19 protein-coding genes and 1 pseudogene are annotated in these 17,256 nt (G+C 61.5%); 9 read left to right on the forward strand and 11 right to left on the reverse strand.

The window, feature by feature from the left end; genetic code table 11:
• Window positions 1-30: 30 nt before the first annotated feature.
• Window positions 31-954: an NADP-dependent oxidoreductase gene (locus IEI94_RS02195; RefSeq protein WP_191165142.1), complete on the reverse strand. Its 924-nt coding sequence runs from the start codon at window positions 952-954 to the stop codon at window positions 31-33.
• Complete coding sequence (locus IEI94_RS02200; protein WP_191165144.1) at window positions 951-1,421, reverse strand: ester cyclase; 471 nt, start codon at window positions 1,419-1,421, stop codon at window positions 951-953. Before IEI94_RS02200 ends, IEI94_RS02195 begins: the two co-directional genes overlap by 4 nt.
• Before the next feature lie 89 nt (window positions 1,422-1,510).
• On the opposite strand from IEI94_RS02200, the pseudogene IEI94_RS22925 reads away from it, so the two are divergent.
• Window positions 1,511-1,696: pseudogene (locus tag IEI94_RS22925) on the forward strand (LysR family transcriptional regulator); the annotation flags it as partial.
• A gap of 18 nt (window positions 1,697-1,714) precedes the next feature.
• Window positions 1,715-2,437, forward strand: coding sequence for a LysR substrate-binding domain-containing protein (locus tag IEI94_RS02205; RefSeq protein ID WP_224749910.1), 723 nt, complete (start codon window positions 1,715-1,717; stop codon window positions 2,435-2,437).
• Between the two features lie 416 nt (window positions 2,438-2,853).
• Here the strand turns inward: IEI94_RS02205 and IEI94_RS02210 are convergent, their stop codons facing one another.
• Window positions 2,854-3,954: an aldo/keto reductase gene (locus tag IEI94_RS02210; protein WP_191165148.1), complete on the reverse strand. Its 1,101-nt coding sequence runs from the start codon at window positions 3,952-3,954 to the stop codon at window positions 2,854-2,856.
• Window positions 3,955-4,058: 104 nt separating this feature from the next.
• Between IEI94_RS02210 and IEI94_RS02215 the strand changes: the two genes are divergently transcribed.
• Complete coding sequence (locus tag IEI94_RS02215) at window positions 4,059-4,949, forward strand: LysR family transcriptional regulator (protein WP_191165150.1); 891 nt, start codon at window positions 4,059-4,061, stop codon at window positions 4,947-4,949.
• A gap of 109 nt (window positions 4,950-5,058) precedes the next feature.
• Here IEI94_RS02215 and IEI94_RS02220 read toward each other — a convergent pair whose 3' ends face one another.
• Together IEI94_RS02220 and IEI94_RS02225 are read right to left on the reverse strand one after the other, a co-directional pair.
• Window positions 5,059-5,475, reverse strand: a complete 417-nt coding sequence (locus IEI94_RS02220) for a VOC family protein (RefSeq protein ID WP_191165152.1) — start codon at window positions 5,473-5,475, stop codon at window positions 5,059-5,061.
• Between the two features lie 45 nt (window positions 5,476-5,520).
• Window positions 5,521-6,135, reverse strand: coding sequence for a glutathione S-transferase family protein (locus tag IEI94_RS02225; protein ID WP_191165154.1), 615 nt, complete (start codon window positions 6,133-6,135; stop codon window positions 5,521-5,523).
• 124 nt (window positions 6,136-6,259) lie between these two features.
• Here IEI94_RS02225 and IEI94_RS02230 point away from each other — a divergent pair, with 124 nt between their 5' ends.
• On the forward strand, window positions 6,260-7,111 hold the full coding sequence (locus IEI94_RS02230; protein ID WP_191165155.1) for a LysR family transcriptional regulator: 852 nt from the start codon (window positions 6,260-6,262) through the stop codon (window positions 7,109-7,111).
• A 152-nt stretch (window positions 7,112-7,263) separates the two neighbouring features.
• The gene (locus IEI94_RS02235) at window positions 7,264-9,006 is read left to right on the forward strand and encodes a sodium:solute symporter family protein (RefSeq protein WP_191165157.1); all 1,743 of its coding nucleotides are present in this window, start codon (window positions 7,264-7,266) and stop codon (window positions 9,004-9,006) included.
• 25 nt (window positions 9,007-9,031) lie between these two features.
• Here IEI94_RS02235 and IEI94_RS02240 read toward each other — a convergent pair whose 3' ends face one another.
• From IEI94_RS02240 to IEI94_RS02265, 6 genes are all read right to left on the reverse strand, one after another.
• Window positions 9,032-9,208 carry a DUF1289 domain-containing protein gene (locus IEI94_RS02240; protein WP_191165160.1) on the reverse strand — a complete coding sequence of 59 codons (177 nt, stop codon included), beginning with the start codon at window positions 9,206-9,208 and terminating at the stop codon, window positions 9,032-9,034.
• The gene (locus tag IEI94_RS02245; protein WP_191165162.1) at window positions 9,209-9,574 is read right to left on the reverse strand and encodes a hypothetical protein; all 366 of its coding nucleotides are present in this window, start codon (window positions 9,572-9,574) and stop codon (window positions 9,209-9,211) included. It lies immediately after the preceding gene.
• A gap of 15 nt (window positions 9,575-9,589) precedes the next feature.
• On the reverse strand, window positions 9,590-10,606 hold the full coding sequence (locus tag IEI94_RS02250) for a WD40 repeat domain-containing protein (RefSeq protein ID WP_191165164.1): 1,017 nt from the start codon (window positions 10,604-10,606) through the stop codon (window positions 9,590-9,592).
• Window positions 10,603-11,589 (reverse strand): CobW family GTP-binding protein, encoded by a 987-nt coding sequence (locus IEI94_RS02255; RefSeq protein ID WP_191165166.1) that lies wholly within the window; start codon window positions 11,587-11,589, stop codon window positions 10,603-10,605. The genes IEI94_RS02250 and IEI94_RS02255 overlap by 4 nt, the downstream gene beginning before the upstream one ends.
• 91 nt (window positions 11,590-11,680) lie before the next feature.
• Window positions 11,681-13,294: a sensor domain-containing diguanylate cyclase gene (locus IEI94_RS02260; RefSeq protein ID WP_191165168.1), complete on the reverse strand. Its 1,614-nt coding sequence runs from the start codon at window positions 13,292-13,294 to the stop codon at window positions 11,681-11,683.
• A 137-nt stretch (window positions 13,295-13,431) separates the two neighbouring features.
• The gene (locus IEI94_RS02265; protein WP_191165170.1) at window positions 13,432-13,647 is read right to left on the reverse strand and encodes a TIGR02450 family Trp-rich protein; all 216 of its coding nucleotides are present in this window, start codon (window positions 13,645-13,647) and stop codon (window positions 13,432-13,434) included.
• Window positions 13,648-13,827: 180 nt separating this feature from the next.
• Here IEI94_RS02265 and IEI94_RS02270 point away from each other — a divergent pair, with 180 nt between their 5' ends.
• From IEI94_RS02270 to IEI94_RS02285, 4 genes are all read left to right on the forward strand, one after another.
• Window positions 13,828-14,586: an alpha/beta hydrolase family protein gene (locus tag IEI94_RS02270; RefSeq protein WP_191165172.1), complete on the forward strand. Its 759-nt coding sequence runs from the start codon at window positions 13,828-13,830 to the stop codon at window positions 14,584-14,586.
• A 132-nt stretch (window positions 14,587-14,718) separates the two neighbouring features.
• Window positions 14,719-15,333 (forward strand): LysE family translocator, encoded by a 615-nt coding sequence (locus IEI94_RS02275; protein WP_191165174.1) that lies wholly within the window; start codon window positions 14,719-14,721, stop codon window positions 15,331-15,333.
• Window positions 15,334-15,511: 178 nt separating this feature from the next.
• Entirely contained in the window at window positions 15,512-16,330 is an 819-nt protein-coding gene (locus IEI94_RS02280; protein WP_191165175.1) for a type IV toxin-antitoxin system AbiEi family antitoxin domain-containing protein, read from the forward strand.
• A complete protein-coding gene (locus tag IEI94_RS02285; protein WP_191165177.1) occupies window positions 16,314-17,249 on the forward strand; it encodes a nucleotidyl transferase AbiEii/AbiGii toxin family protein in 936 nt (311 codons plus the stop codon). The genes IEI94_RS02280 and IEI94_RS02285 overlap by 17 nt, the downstream gene beginning before the upstream one ends.
• Window positions 17,250-17,256 lie beyond the last annotated feature (7 nt).

The following is a 17,256-nucleotide window of genomic DNA, read 5'->3' on the forward strand; positions in this document are numbered from 1 at the left end:
ATGGCTTTGTTTATCACCAGGCGCTCCCGCTCAACCGAATGTGATGATGATTTTGCCCCGTGCATGACCCGAGGCCTGATGCTGAAATGCTTGGGCGAACTCGGTAATCGGCGCCGTTTGGTCCACAAGGACCTGCAGATCGTATTGGTCGATAGCATGCGATAAGCGCGCCAAGCGCTGACCGTCGGAAGCATGGAATACGAAGCCGGCCGTGACGTGATGGGCTGCGGCCAGCGTTTCATCAGGCGGCATGGCGGTAGACAGCAAATGACCACCCGCCCGCAGCACTGCATAAGAGCGTTGCTGGGTTTCGCCACCTATCGTATCGAGTACGACGTCAACGCCGGATAGCTGCCGGGTGAAGTCCTCGCGACGATAATCGATGCTCCTGTCGGCACCGAGCAGGCGAACGATCTCCAGGCCACCGCCCGAGGCCGTTGCGATGACACTTGCCCCGACGCGATGAGCGAACTGGATGGCAAAGCTCCCGACTCCACCCGTACCGGCGTGGATCAATACCGTCTGATTTTCGGCAAGATTGGTGGACTCGAAGAGGGCTTGCCAAGCCGTTCCGGCCGCTGTCGGAATGCCTGCCGCCTCCTTGAGCGGTACGCTGGTAGGCGCCTTCGCAAGAAGCGCCACCGGTACCAGGGCGTACTCAGCGAAAGCCCCACCGACGGTTGGATCGGTTCTGGCGACGATCCGGTCGCCGACAGCCCACCCTTCGACATCCGGCCCCAGTTGCTCGATGTCACCGGCGAGATCGGTGCCTGGCGTATAGGGAAAGGTCAGGGGGAAGAATTGTTCCATGTCTCCGCGCTGCAGCTTGACGTCGAGGGGATTGAGACCGGCAGCGCGGACCCGGACCAATACCTGGCCACTAGTCGGTACCGGTTTGGTGATGTCTTCAAGGATCGGCTCGGCCTCATAGCCTATGATGCGGATGGCTTTCATCGTGTGCCCTCCTGCTGAGTTGCGGGCCAGGCGCCGACCTGATTGAGCCACCCGAACCAGTCTTCGAGGTGCCAGGTGTGGGTCAGTCTGCCGTTAGCGATATGGTGGAATTCGTGGATTGCCAGCTGGAATGTCATGCCCGTCGGCGCTATGCCGAACCACTCGCCTGCATGTGTGCCTGAGATCGCGGCTCGTACCGCTGCACGGCCCGGCGCGCTGATGATCTCGTGGATCGTTACCTTGGCATCGGGAAACGCAACCGCAAAACCGGCGATGAGAGGCTTCATTCCATCCCGGCCGGCTGCCTGCCCGGGGGCGAGCGGTATGTCTTGCCAATCGGGCGCGGCAGCCTCGTCGAGCAGTTCCGGCCTGCCTTCGAAGGCGCGATAGAACGTCTCGATGGCATTGCGCTCTTCCGGCGTTGAGTTAGCTAGCTCCGCCTTGGGTGTAATAGTTAAGTCGGTCATGGGAGAGGCTCGTTGAGAGAGTTTTCATAGCGTAGGGAGGCGATAGGCATAATTGAAATCGATTATTGTTATGCGATAACATCCATGCCATGAATCTACACGGCATAGATCTCAATCTGCTTGTCGCCTTCGATGCACTTATGGTGGAGCGAAGCGTCACGCGTGCAGGAGTACGGATTGGACGCACCCAGCCGGCAATGAGCGCTGCTCTCTCGAGGCTTCGTGTTCTGCTCCGGGATGAGTTGTTCGTACGCGGACCCAACGGGCTACAGCCGACGCCACGGGCACTCGACTTGGCCGAACCGATTGGACATGCGCTGGCGGAAATCCAGCGCACGCTGGATTTCACTCAGGAGTTCGATCCTTCTGCCTCCACCGCCGCGCTATCTATCGGCCTGTCCGATCACCCGGCCTTCATGTATTTGCCGCGGCTGGTGGCGACGCTGCGCGAGGCAGCACCGGGAATCACCCTTGCTGTTCGCAATTTCACTGGCCGGGATGATGCCGTATCGATGCTCGATGCCGGGGAAGTGGATATGACCATCGGCGTCCCGCCCACACCCACTGGCCGGATACTGAGCGTGCCTCTGTTTGAAGAGCGCTTTGTCTGTATCCTGCGCAAAGAGCACCCGGCCGTTCGCCAGGACCTGGATCTCGACACCTTCCTGTCCCTGACGCATCTCCTCGTCTCTCCCGAGAATGATCGTTTCGGCGTCGTGGACGCGGCCTTGGCAAAGCAGGGGGTGAAGCGCCAACTCGCTTTGACCCTTCCGCAGCTTTACGCCGCTCCTGCGATTGTCGCCTCGTCAGATATGATCGCGACGATTCTGGAAGGAGTGGTGGAAGCTTCCGGCCAAGCGGAACGACTCCACGTGGCAAGTCCACCGCTCGAACTCGACCCGGTTTCTTTCACGCTGTCCTGGCATCGGCGCAACGATACACACCCTGCACAGCGCTGGTTCCGTGACTGTATCTCTGGCTTATTCGCGCAAGATCCAGCGCGGAAGAGCGGTTAACGGTGATTCATTTTCCGAATCTGCAGCCCTTTGCCGCAGGAATTCGACCACCGCGCGGGTGTGGCGGATCTCAAGCCATATGGCGATCCCTATCCCCTCCATCGCCGCTCGTACGGCTGCGCTGAGGTTGTTGAAGATAATCGGCCCCTGCACGGTAATCGACAGAGGCTCGTCGTCCTCTTTGGACTCTCAAGCATATGGCAGTTCCGCGAGACAGGGCGCGATGACATCGTCGTAGCCTCGTGCGATATCACGATGCGCACTTGTGCCTAAGGGGTCTCCCGACGTTCCAGGAGATCCAGGGTAGCAGCGTCGATCTCGTCGAAGGCGCCCTGGGGTCTGCACTGAAGCGCCCGGCCATTTATGGGTTTACTGGCCGAACGCCTGCCGAGGGCGTATTTACAAGGATGGTATTATCAAACGGCCTTCCACGCAGTGACTGATGGCACGCCACGGATGAAGTCCGGCGGTAGTTGGAAGATAAAATAAGGGTTAATCTGCTCCAGCTCACTAGCCTGATTAAGGCGGCCCTGCTGTTCTGGCGTGAGCATGATATCGAGAGCGGCAATATTCTGGGATAGCTGGGCAACGCGGCTGGCACCGACCAGTACGCTGGAAACGCCAGGCCGGTTGACGACCCAGGCCAGCGCCACCTCAGCCATTGAGCGGCCTATCTCCTGAGCAACGTCACGCACCACGTCGACGACATCGAAGTTGCGCTCGGTAAACAGCATTCCACCGAAGGGGTTGTCGCCGTTAAGACGGCCATCGCTCTCTTCCTGCGTCACACCCGCCTTGTTCGGCAGCCCCCCTTCACGGCTCGACTCGGCAAGCATGTCACGACCATATTTCCCGCTGAGCAGGCCACCGCCCAATGGGCTCCAGGGCACCATGCCAAGCCCAAACTCGTTGCCGGCAGGCAGGATATCGAGTTCGATGCCCCGTGCGATAAGCGAGTATTGATACTGAAGACCCACCGGTGCGGGAAGTCCGTGCGCCTGGGCTAACGTGGCGATTTTGGCGATATACCAACCAGGCGCATTAGAGAAGCCGTAATGGAGAATTTTTCCACTCCGCTTGGCATCGACCAGCGTTTGCAGCACCTCTTCTGCGGGCGTGAACCGATCCCATACATGCACCCAGAACATATCGATATAGTCGGTGCGCAGGCGCCTGAGAGAACCCTCCAACCCAAGACGGATGTTCTTCGCGCCACTCCCTCCGGCATTGGGCGCCCCCTGGGGGCGGGAAAAGCCGGACTTTGTCGCAATCACCAAGGTGTCTCGCAGGCCGCTTTCGGCAATGAAATTGCCTAGCATCTCTTCGCTCTGGCCAGCCGAATAGACATCTGCTGTATCAACAAAGTTACCGCCAGCTTCAACGTAGGTATTGAACACGTCACGGGAGGCTTTTTCGCCTGTACCCCAGCGACCAGCGCCAAATGTCATGGTGCCCAGTGCCAACGGGCTCACTGCAAGCCCTGAATTTCCTAACGTACGGTAATGGGTTAAATCCATGCTCTTTCTCCTATAGCGATTAATGTCTCTTAAGCACTATAGGCTTATCGTCGTGTGACGATTAGACCTGGATAAAGACATGAACTTGTGAATAAAATGCAGCAATGCAGCGACGCGAACTCAATGATCTTCTGGCTTTTGCGACCGTGGCACGCGAGAGAAGCTTCACCCGTGCCGCTGCCCTTCTGGCCATGTCCCCCTCCGCCCTCAGCCATGCCATGCGCGGGCTTGAGGAGCGTCTGGGTATTCGTTTATTAGCGCGCACCACGCGCAGTGTTGCCCCAACCGAAGCTGGCGAACGCCTGCTACGCTCACTCGGCCCTGCGCTGGCAGAAATAGAGGATGGCCTGGCCGCACTGGCTCAGTGGCGCGAATCGCCTTCGGGCACCATCCGCATTACCACCTTTGCTCATGCTGCGCAGATGATTCTGGAGCCAGCGCTCCCCGCCTTTCTACTTGCCAATCCGGATGTTGAGGTGGAGGTGAGCATAGAGAACGGGTTGACCGATATTGTGGCCGCAGGGTTTGATGCAGGCATCCGCTTTCACGAGACGGTCGAGAAGGACATGGTTGCCGTGCGCGTTGGGCCGCAGATGCGCGCGGTAGTGGTGGGCACACCGGACTACTTCGAACGATACCCCAAGCCCCGGACACCGGCGGATCTTAAACGCCATCGCTGCATTGGCTTTCGGCTCACGACATCCGGCGGGCTATTACCCTGGGAGTTTGAGCACAATGGACGGGAGATCAAGATACACACCGGCGGCCCGCTGATTGTCAATGAAGCACCACTCGCAATAGCGGCGGTAAGAGCCGGCGCAGGCCTCGGCTATCTGCTAGAGCATGATGTGGCCGACGACATCGCTTGTGGGCGATTGATCCAAGTACTCGCTGAGTGGTGCCCCACCTTTCCTGGCTACTATCTCTACTACCCAAGCCGTCGCCACATACCCGTTGCGCTACGTGCCTTGATTGACGCTTTAAAGTCTCATTGAAATAGGCACGTATCTGCCTCTCTCGTTTCAATCTTAAGCGCTTCAAGCCGCTCATCGTCGATTTTAATACCCAGCCCCGGGGCGCTGGGTAGAGAGCTCCGCCGCAACATCAATGTGGCTGGGACAGGATCTCATTGAACTCCAGCACATTCCGGTCGGGGTCGCGGATAAAGCAGACGCTGCGGCGTCCGTGGCCCATCATGACCGGCCCTTCGGTGATCTCGATCCCTTCGCGGTTCAGCCAGGCCACCAGGTCGTCCATGCTCTCGACGATAAAGGCGGCGTGGGTGTAGCCGGGCCGTTTGATCGCTGCATCTAACAGTACGTTGCCCTCATCGGCGGGCTCGCCGTTGTAGATCAGGTGGATGCGTATACCGCTGGGGTGCACGAGCCCACAGGCTTTGGCCTCAGGGGCGAACTCCTCGGGATCGCGCCGGAAGCCGAACTTGGCGTAGAAGGCTTCCGCGGTGGCGAGATCGGTGACGCGGATGCCGATATGGTCAAGGTGGAGGTTGTCGAAGCGCATGGTCATGACTCCTTGAGTGAGTGACGGATTGAGGTAGTGGCGGGTTTAGGCCTCGAGCCCGGCCCGGGTGCGCTGGAAGGGGATAAAGCCGGGCAGGCCTTCAATGCGGCGCAGCCAAGCCTGGATATACGGATAGCCGGAGAGGTCGACGTTGCCCTCGGGGGAGCGCTCGACGTAGCTATAGAGCGCGATGTCGGCAATGCTGGGCTGCTGCGTGGCTGCGATCCAGCGCTGTTCTGCCAGCGTCTGCTCCATGACATGCAGGGTGGCATGGGCGCGCCCGATTACCTCGTCGGCGTCGAAGGGCGCCCCGAAGACGGTGATCAGCCGCGCGGCGCAGGCGCCATAGGCGATCTTGCCCGCCGCGACCGAGAGCCAGCGCTGTACCTGCGCCTCCTCGACCGGGTCGCTGGGCAGCCAGTGGGACGGACCGACCTTCCTCGCCACATAGACGAGGATCGCCAGCGAGTCGGCGATGATGCTGCCGTTGTCGTCGAGCACCGGCACTTCACCGAAGGCGTTGAGTGCCAGGAACTCCGGCTGGCGGTGAGCGCCGGCCGCCAGATCGACGTCGATCAGTTCATGCTCGACCCCGGCGAGGGAGAGAAACAGGGCGGCTCGATGGGCGTGCCCCGAGAGGGCGAAATGGTAGAGCTTCATGGTGTATGTCCTCTTGCAGATGATGAGGACATTCTGTCTCTAGTCGCAATATGGGAGAATCCATCAAAATCGCACTTCACTATTGCGGTTTATGATAATAACGATCGACCGCTGTGGAGGAGAGATGGATAGGCTGCGAACGCTGAGGACCTTTATCTGCGTTGCCGAGCAGGCGAGTTTCGCCGAGGCGGGGCGGCGTCTGGGCATGTCGCCGACCACCGTGACGCGGACCATCGCGGGGCTGGAGGCGAGCCTAGGGGTTCAGCTGTTGAGGCGCACCACGCGTAGCGTGCGGCTAACCGAGGAGGGGGCGCTGTTTCTGACGCGATGTCGGGCGGGGCTCGCCGAGATCGACGGGGCCTTCGATATCGTTCAGGGCCGCCGCTCAACGCCGCGGGGCACGCTGACGATAACGGCTCCGGTGATGTTTGGCCGTCTGCACGTCCAGCCGGTGGTGGTCGAGCTGCTGCGGCAGTATCCCGACCTTCAGGTCAGGCTGCTGCTGCTGGATCGGGTGGTGAGCCTGGTCGAGGAGGGGGTGGATGTCGCCGTGCGTATCGCCGAGCTGCCGGATAGCTCGCTGCATATGCTCAGGGTTGGCCAGGTGCGGCGAGTGATGAGTGCGAGCCCGGCCTATCTGGCGGCGCGGGGACGGCCGACGACACTCGCCGAGTTACGCGACCATGACGTGATCCGGGTCGAGGACGAGGTGGGGCGCTCCGCTGGCCCTGCCAGATTAACGGTCAACCAGATGGAGGCGGCGATTGCCGCGGCGGTCGCGGGGCTTGGCATGGTGTCGTCGCTCTCCTACCAGGTCGCCGACGATGTCGCGGCGGGGCGGCTCGAGCAGGTTCTGACCGACGATGCCCCAGCGCTGCCGATCTCCTTGCTGTTCCAAAGCGGTCGTCGAGACCACCCGAATGTTCGCGCCTTCATCGATGCCGCCAAGCACCGCTTGCAGGGAGTCTCGCTGTAAGCATCGATCAGTCGGTGCGACCTTTCGTGGATGATGATGGGTAAAGAGCCGTTGCGAGTCGTACCGATTGCGGCGTATGTCGCAATGAAGACAGTCACTTAGGCACTGGCGCTTACCATGGCGGAAAATTTCAACAACAGGTGGAATCCGCCATGGTTTATACCGTTGCCATCGTGCTTAGCCTCGTTGGCTACTTTATCATCGGTAATCTTGCCGGCCGCCGGGTCAAGCATCTTGATGACTATCTTGTCGCTGGACGCAACGCTCCCACGCTAATGATTCTCGGCACCCTGGTCGCCAGCTATCTGAGCACCAGCGCCTTTCTGGGCGAGACCGGTTTCGCCTACCAGGGTTATCCCTTCGTGATGCTGATCTTCGCCGCCATCAGCACCGCCGGCTGCCTGCTCGGCGCGCTGGTGTTCGGCCGCTACCTGCGCCGCAGCGAGGCGTTGACGGTGCCCGAGTTCTTCGGCAAGCGATTCGCCTCGAAGCGGGTACAGATGATTGCCGGGCTGACCACCGTATTCGGCCTGGGCGCCTATCTGCTGGGCGTGATGCAGGGGGCCGGCATCATGTTCGAGGAGCTCACGGGGCTACCCTACTGGGCCGGGCTGATGCTGGTGTGGTTCACCTACACCAGTTTTATTCTCTACTCCGGCTCGCAGGGCGTGGTGCTCACCGACACTATCATGTTCGTGATTTTCTCCATCGCTGCGGTGGGTGGCTCGCTCTATATCATCAGCGATCTCGGCGGCTGGTCGGGCGTTATAGAAGGTCTGCTGATACAGACCGACAAGCCCGGTATCGCCCTGTGGCATGGGGTGACCGAGGGTGAGGGGGCGGCTTTCTCCTCGCCCGGCGAGGCGCTCATCTGGGGGCTGACGCTGGGGTTGGTATGGGCCACGGTGCTGGCGGCCAGTCCCTGGCAGTCGAGCCGCTATCTGATGGCGCGTAACGAGCACGTGGTGATGCGTTCGGCGATGCTCACCGCGGTGGTGCTGGCGATCTTCTATGCGCTGATGATGATGACCGGGGCGGCGATCAATCTCTATGACCCGACACTCGACGGTGAGCGCGCCATGGTGTGGGCGGCGCTCAATGTGCTACCGGCCTGGCTCGGGGTGATCATCCTCACCGGGGTATTTGCCGCCGGGCTCTCCTCCTGCTCCACCTTTCTGTCGATCATCGGCTTCAGCCTCGCCCAGGACATCCTACCCGCCAAGCGCGGCGAGCGTGGTGCCATGCGGGCGAGCCGTATCGGCGTGCTGGCGGCTGGGCTGGTGGCGTTGCTGCTGGCGCTCTTTCAGCCGCCGGCGGTGATGGCGGTGGTGTGGTTCGCCGCCACGCTGTTTGCCTCCTCCTGGGGGCCGGTGGCGCTGATGAGCATCTGGAGCCGCAGGATTACCGCGGCCGGCGCGGCCTGGGGGCTGGGCGTCGGGTTCGTGGGCAACCTGCTCCTGTCGCTGATGGTGCAGGCCGAGTGGATCGCGCTGCCGGTCTATCTCCACCCGGTGGTGCTGAGCACTATAGCGGCGCTGGCAGCGATCGTGATCGCCTCGACGTTTAGCCGCGTCAGCAAGGCGGAGCGCGACTACCTCGCCTTGCTACACCGTAGTCCCGTGGAGAACGAGCGCAGCTGGGCGGCGGTGACTCGGCGGGTGGCAGTGGCGACCATGGTCACCGGCGTTGCGGTGGGAGCCTTCCTGTGGTGGCAGTATGCCGGCTCGCTCGCGGCGCTGGCCGGGCGCTTCGGCGTTGCCGAAGATGCGGTCACCGGTGCCTATCTGTTGGCAGCAGGTTGCGGTGCCATGCTGGTGATCGCCGGTGCGGTGGGCTTCTGGCTGGTGCGGGAGCGCCGTGCGGATGCCGGCAGCTCTCCGCTGGCGAAGTTCTGAGCGGCGCGCTTCTGCAACGACCGTATTAAGAGGGCGTGAGCTTCTTCAAACGCTGATCAGCACGCTTCACCGTTTGCATCTTCTGCGGCCGCTTCATCGATTTCCATTCGCGGATCTCGTCCATGGTGCGGCCGCAACCGGTGCACAGGTTTCCCTTGAGCTGGCAAATCGATACACAGGGGCTTTCGATCTTGTTGGCCATTCAGTGCCTCGTTGGCTTGGTGCGCAGCCGCTGTTGCCAGTCGCCGCCGTGCTGGCGCTGGCAGGCCTCTTCGCTGTCGAAGTCGAGGTGCTTCGAGGCGTCAGTGACATCAAGGCCGGCCTCGGCGAGTGCCTCGCCGGTCAACTCGACGATGCAGTGGCGGGCCTCGCCTCTGAGCGCATTGGCCAGGTTGGGGTGGGTATCGAATACCCAGGTCACCACCAGGCTCTCGGGAAAGCGCTGGTAGTCGACGTCGTGGGTCAACCAGCAGAAGCCGGGCAGCTGCGGCTTGGCCTGCTCGCAGGCGTCTGTCAGCGCAGCGCTCAGTCGCCGCTCCATCTTGCCGCGTTCTCGCTTGGCTATCATCTCATCTCCAAACATTTAACCCGCTACGGGAAACAGTCCCGCAAAGCCCTTCTCGGTGCCAAAGGCCAGCCACGCACAATCGGGGGACCAGGCCATGGTGGTCACCGCCCCGTGGCCTGGCGGTTTGATCACGGCTTCCTGGTCCTTGTCGATATCGGCCACGGTGACCTGGCCGTCATCGTAACCGATCCCCAGGATGGGGTGGTCTGGATCTCCCGCAACTGCCGTAACCAAGGCGCTCGTGGTGTCGCCAGGCGTCTTCGGGGCGAGTCCCCGGGGGCCCTTGCGACCCTTGAACGGCCAGCAGGGGGCGCAGTTCGAGCCGCTGGTAGCCAGGTGGCGTCCGCCATTGAACCACGACCAGGATTTCACCTTGGTGGCGTAGCCGCTCATGTAAAGGTCGTCATTATCTTCCAGGCGCCAGCCACGAATGCAATCCTCCTGCATCGCCGAGAGCACGAAGCGCGCGTTGGGGCTCCAGGTCACCGCGAGATGCGAGCCGGGGCACGTCAGCGGCACCGGCGTTGAATCGGCGGAGCGGGTGGAGCAGAGGGTGACGCCGCCGTAGTGGGACACCGCAATCCTGTGGCCGTCCGGGGAGAAGCAGAGGCCGCCCACCGTGCTGGGAAACTCGCGAACGATCTCATCGCGGCCCTCCGCGTAGAGATGCAGGCGTTTGCCCTCTGAGCAGGCGACGACTCCGTTGGCGTGGCTAGCGACATGATCGACCCAGCGCCCGGGGAAGGAGGCGAGCTCCTGCACGCTGCCATCCACGGCGACCCGTACCAAGCGCCCATCGTCACCGCCGCTGAGAAATCCCCCGCCCGGGGCGCCGGCCAGGCTCAGCGCTATGCCCTCGTGCACCTCGACACGCTGTGGCGCTGATGGGTTGCCGGCGGGTAGCAGCTGCAGGCTGCCATCGCCAAGGGCGAAGGCGAGGTGGTTCGAGGCGTCGAAGCGTGCCGCAAGGACATAGGCCGGCCACTGCCACTGCTGTCCAAACTGTTCGAGGAGCGTGTCGGGTTGGCTCATGCTGGCTCCCGGGGGGTATGGGCGTCAATCACACAGGCATCGAAGCCGCTCCGCAGCTTGTCGGCATCGAGATCGCGACCGATGAAGACGAGACGGCTGTGGCGCGCTTCGTCGGGCTGCCAGGGTTGGGTCGGGGTGCCGTTGGCCAGCATGTGAACGCTCTGAAACACATAGCGCTGCTCCATGCCCAGCAGATCGAGGATGCCCTTGCAGCGCAGAATATCGACGCCGTCATTGCGCAGTACCTCGGCAATCCAGGTCTCGAAGCGCTCGGGCTGCAGTGGGCGCGTGGCCGTCAGCGAGATGCTCTTCACCTGTTCGTCATGCTCGTGGGCGTGATCCTCGGAGAGGAACTCCGGTTCCAGGGTCATGATCCGCTCCAGGTCGAAGGCGCCCAAGCCGATCACCTTGTCCAGATCGACGTCGCAGTGGTTGGCGGCGACGATGCGGGTATAGGGATTGATCGCCAGGATGCGCCGCTCGAGGGCCTGGCGCTCGCTGTCGTCGACGAGGTCGATCTTGTTGAGCACCACGACATCGGCAAAGGCGACCTGCTCGGCGGCCTCCGGGCTGTCATCCAGTCGGGCCGGCAGGTGCTTGGCATCGACCACGGTTACTACCGCGTCCAGCTCGGTCTTGCTGCGCACGTCGTCATCGACGAAGAAGGTCTGGGCCACCGGGGCAGGGTCGGCGAGTCCGGTGGTTTCGATGATCACGGCGTCGAAACGGTCGATGCGCTTCATCAGGCCGGAAATGATGCGTATCAGGTCACCGCGAACGGTGCAGCAGATACAGCCGTTGTTCATCTCGAAGACTTCTTCGTCCGCCCCTACCACCAGGTCGTTGTCGATGCCCAGCTCGCCGAATTCATTGACGATCACCGCATAGCGCTTACCGTGATCCTCAGAAAGGATGCGATTTAGCAGCGTTGTCTTGCCTGCCCCTAGATAGCCTGTGAGTACGGTAACCGGGACTTTAGCCATGGTAGAACTCCAGAAACGTGGCCGAATGAACCTCGTTGATTACGTTATAACATAGCACTTTGGGCTGGGCGGGTCAGGAGGGGGCTGGAGATTACCAGTTGGCCGTGACGCGGTTTCTGCCCGCATGCTTGGCCTGGTAGAGGGCGGCGTCGGCGCGCCGGGTAAGCGTCTCGAGGCTGGTGTCGGTGGCCTTGAAGCAGGTGACCCCAATGCTCACCGTGAAGTAGAAGGGCAGCTCCTTGGCGTCGATGCTGGCCTCGGCGATCTGCCTGAGCAGGCGCCAGGCGAGCGGCAGGGCCTCTTCAGCGGACATGTCGGGCAGGATGACCATGAACTCTTCGCCGCCGATGCGGCACGGCAGATCGCTGTCGCGCAGGCCACGCCGCAGGGTGTCCGCCAGCAGCTTCAGGCCCTTGTCGCCCTCGGCATGCCCCAGGGTGTCGTTGATGGCCTTGAAGCGATCGATATCGATCATCAGCAGGGCCGCCTGCAGCCCCTCGCGCTTGACCGATCTGACAACACGCTTGGCGGATTCGTCGAAGGAGCGCCGGTTGGCCAGGCCGGTCAAGGCGTCGGTGCTGGCCTGGTGGGCCCAGTCGGCCTCCTGGTGCCTCTGCCGGGTGATGTCGCGATATACCCAGAGGTGACCATGGTGATGGTCGCCAACGAAGACGGGGGTATAGCTACGCTCGAGGAAGCGGCCATCTGCCATGGCCAGCATGTCATGGGCCTGCTGGCACTTGCCCTCGATGAGCTCTTCGATACGCGCCAGGAAGGCATCTGGTTCAGCGAACAGTGTCTTGGTGGACTGCGCGGCTTCACGGCAATCCAGCCCCACCAGGGCCTCGGGAGCGGCCCCGCCGGCGAAGAGGTTGCTGAAGGCGTGATTGGCCACCTTGACCCGACGGTTCTCATCCTCGAGCAGCAGTCCCACATGGAGACTCTCGATGACCAGCTCCAGCTGGCGCTTGGAGACGAGCTGGGCGATCTCCAGTGTCCTGCGCGGCGTGATGTCGAACTCGCCCATCACGATCATCGGCAGGCTCGTCTTGGGGTCGGTGGCGCGGCACAGGTCCACATGATGCCAGCGCTCGCCCTCGCTGATCCGCATGGGCGTCTCCAGGGTGCACTTTGGCTCGTGCGCCATCCGCTGGAGGATCTGCTCGGCGGCGTGGTGGTCTGTGAAGGAATCTTCCAAGGTGGTCAGGTCGCGGCGAGCTTCCAGGGCAGCTGGATTGCGCATCAGCAGTTTCCCCTTGCCGTCGAATACCGAGATCATCATGGGCGTATGCCGCATGGCCTCCAGGGCACGCAGGCTGGAAACATCCAGGGGGATATCGCTCTCCATCCCCTCCACCAGCATCCCGGTGCGGCCATCCTCCATCATGCAGCGACTGCAGCGGCAGTGTAGCGAGATGCCTTGGCCGCCGGGATAGAAGCTCCAGTGTTCGTCTATGACCTCGCCCCGCGATAGGCGTGGAAGGTAGTCGGCCAGGCGCAGGCGCGTCGCCTCACTCATCGTCGAGGCAAAATCACGGGCGTAGAGTGCCTGAGGCGTATCGGCACTCCAGAGCTTTACTGCGGCAGCATTGGCGTAATGCATCCGCTCCTGCTCGATATCGAAGATCCACACCGGCGTCTGCAGCCGATCGAGAAGGTCGTGGCCGAGGCTGGTTGTCTGGGAGGCGTCATGGAGGTTGGTCATGAGGGTGAGCGGGTCTTGAGGCTCCTCGTGGGGATGGCGTCTTGTAACCCTATCACCGAATGCCTGCTACAGCAGTTACCGTCTACGATGACATCTGTAGCCCGGGATCCATCGCCATGACCGCTGGCCGGTCATTATCAGCGCCAGCCCATCAGCCAGGTGTCGTCGTCCTTGAGGTCCTGCCAGGGTAGGGTCCTCTCACGGTGGGTATAGATCGCCTCGAGGACCACCGCGACCACGCTCTCCTCCTCGTCGCGCTCCAGCGCCGTCACCAGAAAGTGCTTCTCCTTGTGGCTAGGTTTGGCCGCGGTCCATTTGCTGTGATGCAGCTTCTCGGGATTGATGGTGTTCATGGTGCGCTTCCTTCACCTGATGTGAGTCCGCCAGCTTAGGACAGTAGACGGCGCGCAGACCAATCTAGCTGACAGCTGACCGTATTGCTCTTTCCGTCTTCTGGTAGTGATCTTTTAAGAGCATGCTAATGTGTCGTGATCACGGACAGATTCCAGGTGGATCAAGGAGAGAGGAAAAACATGTCACTGCAGATCGTCAGACGCCTGATGCCAGAGTGGGGTACCACCTATGGACCGCCCGGGGAGGGGCCTTTCCCTGCCATCATGGTGCTGCATGGTTCGGAGGGTGCCTTATCGGGTTGGAGTCACCGCAATGCGGCGATTCTTGCTGCCCACGGCTTCCTGGCCTTTCCTTTCGGCTACTCCAGCGGTGGCAATGCCTGGAATGCGGGGCATATCGTCGACTGTCCACTCGATCGCACTGCCAAGGCGCTGGCCGCGCTGCGGGAATTTCCCTGCGCCGGGCCGCGAGTCGGCCTTTACGGTGTCTCGCGGGGTGCCGAGCACGCCCTGTTGCTCGCCTCGTTGATGGCCAGGGATGATGTGGTAGGGATTCCCGAGGCGATGGCAGCGCATAGCCCGCCCGATGTGGTGTGTGGTGGCTTCGACGCGCGCAGTTTTCGCGATTCCGGCGACCCCGGCTGGCAGTCCTGGGATGGTGGCAAGCGTGCCTGGACCTGGAAGGGCAGTTCCGACGCGCTGTTGCCGACGTCGCCGATCGAGGTCGAGCGATACCCTGGCCCGCTGTTCCTCTCGCATGGTGTGAAGGATCGCATGTGGTCGGTGGAGATGACCCGGCGACTGGAGAAGCGGCTCCAGGACCACGGGCGGCAGCCCGAGGTCCATTACTACGAGGGCGAGGATCACCTGCCCGGAAGCGAGGGCGAAAATCGTCACCATGAGTTGGTGATCGATTTTTTTCAGCGACACTTGAGCTAATACGGCTATTCCAGTTCTTAACGCTGGCTGGTCGTATTGCTTTTCCACTAGGCGGCAGTGATCCTTGAGGATCATGCTGATTGGCGGGCCGTTACGGATATGGCCCATTGAACGTCGTGCGAGGAGCGCGCTATGCCGCTGGAACTCTGGCTCTCATTCTGCCTGGCCTCCCTGTTGATCATCGCGTCCCCGGGGCCCGCGGTGGCCCTGCTGGTGACCACCGGGGTCAACCGCGGGCGACGCGCCGCCCTGGCCATGCTGCCCGGCTTCTTCCTGGGCGACCTGCTGGCGATGACGCTGTCGTTCGCCGGTGTGGGCGCGCTGCTGATGGCCTCCGCCGAACTGTTCCAGTTGTTCAAATGGCTTGGGGCCGCTTATCTGCTTTACCTGGGCATCAAGATGTGGCGCGAAGCGGGTCAACTGGGCGAGCTGGCGCCTACCGACACGGATATTCGGCTCGGCACCGCCAAGGCCTTCCTGGTTACCGCGCTGAACCCCAAGAGCCTGGCCTTCTTCATGGCCTTTATGCCCCAGTTCGTGTCGCCCAGTCAGCCGCTGCTGCCGCAGCTGGCCATACTGTTCTCGACCTTTCTGGCTCTTGGCGTGCTCAGCGATCTCGCCTTCACCTTTCTGGCCACCAGCGGTGGCCGCATGCTGAGCGCCCGGCTGCGCCGTATCCTGCACCGCACCGGCGCCGGTAGCCTGGTCGGGGCGAGTGTGCTGGTCGCCGCCATGCGTCGGCCTTGAGAGAGAATGGGCCGCTTGCGAGGCAGCCTTACCGGGGTGTGGGTATCTGGCCGGTCGATCATTGAGTTTCGCAAGGTTTATACATTTCTTAAAAAGATCACTTATAGTGATCAAATCCGGCATGAGTTAAACCCAATGCTCTTGGCGGAAGGTTTGTGATCAGTGTATTTTGATCACTATGAGTATTCAAAATCATGGAAAGCTAAACTCCCTTGTTTCGGAGCTGGGTGATGCTGACCTGGTCTCCAGCCGCTGGCTGAGAGCACATGGCTACTCCAACAGCCTTGTGGCGCGCTACGTGGCCAGTGGCTGGCTGGTGTCGCCAGCGCGGGGTGTCTACATGCGCAAGGGTGGGCGCTTGCAGTGGGAGGGGGTGGTTCGCAGCCTGCAATATCGGGAGGGCCTGCCGCTGCATATAGGCGGGCGCTTTTCGCTTGCGTTGCAGGGCTATGAACACTACCTGCGTTTAGGCGAAGCGGCGACGGTGAGTCTCTTTGGATCGGTGCGGCTACCCGGCTGGGTGGGCAAACTACCCCTGAACGAACGCTTCCAGCTTCTTGGCCGAGGGCCATTCGACCTACCTATGCAGGCCATGGCCGACGTCTCTGATAAGGAGCTGCAGGCCTGCGGGCTACTTCGTTATGAGGTGGAGTCGGGGACCTTGGACTTGGTTTGTTCTATGCATGAGCGGGCTATGCTGGAGTTTTGTGGCGGTGCCTCCGATGCCGCGCTGGTCTACGAGGCTGACGCTCTGATGCAGGCCATGACCACGCTGCGACCACAGCAGGTGGCCTCGATGCTTAGGCATTGCCAGAGCGTAAAGGCCAAACGCCTTTTTCTCGCGTTAGCGGAACGGCATGGTCACGCGTGGCTGTCCTATGTCCCGATGGATGGTGTCGACTTGGGCAGTGGTAAGCGCGCACTAGTGCCAGGAGGACGGCTGAATTCCACCTACCAGATCACGCTCCCGGGAGACTTGGATGAGCAACTGGGATAGGCGCTATGCTGATCGTGTGCAACTGCTGGTCGATATCCTGCCCATGTTGGCACAGGAGCCACGTTTCGCCTTGAAAGGCGGCACGGCAATCAACCTGTTCGAGCATGATCTTCCCCGGCTTTCGGTTGACATCGATCTTGCCTGGTTGCCAGTAAACAGTTTTGACGAGGATTCGGCATTGATCAGCGCTGCGTTGGAGGCGTTGGCAGATATTCTTCGCGGACGACCACTGCAATTGCAGGTACAAGTGTCAGCGGGTGACAAGGCGAGAGGCATCACGCGGTTGGTGGTTAGCCGCGGTCGTGCTCGAGTACAGATTGAGACGACACCGGTGATGAGAGGTACGGTGCATCCGGTGCGAGAGATGCGGGTCAGGCCTAAGGTGGAGGAGGCCTTTGGTTTTGCTTCCGTACAGGTGCTCGACTTCGCTGATCTCTATGCAGGGAAGTTGTCTGCAGCATTATCACGGCAGCACCCTCGTGATCTGTTCGATATCGGCTTACTACTGGACGACGAGCGGACGGACATAACCCTTTGGCGTACTTTCTTGGTGTATCTTACTTGCAGCCCAAAACCAGCCTGGGAAATGCTCGCGCCACGAGAGCCCGAGCAGTTCGAGACGACGTTCAATGTGCATTTCAAGGGCATGACGGCGGAGCTAGTAAGTGCGGATCACTTGCTGGACAGCCGAGCACGATTGCTGGAGAGGATCTACGGTTGGTTGGATGAGTCTTCGCGTGAATTTCTGCGGTCCGTGGAGAGTGAACAACCTGATTTCGGGCTGATTGGACTACCGCACGCGCAACAGCTACCAGGTGTGCGTCGCAAGCTGCACAACTTGGCCAGGCGCTCGGCAGCCAAGCGAAGGGACGACCAATTGGCCTTGGAGCAGACACTGGCACGTATTGGACGTTACTGACCTTCAC

Source organism: Halomonas sp. ML-15, assembly GCF_014779595.1.
GTDB lineage: Bacteria > Pseudomonadota > Gammaproteobacteria > Pseudomonadales > Halomonadaceae > Franzmannia.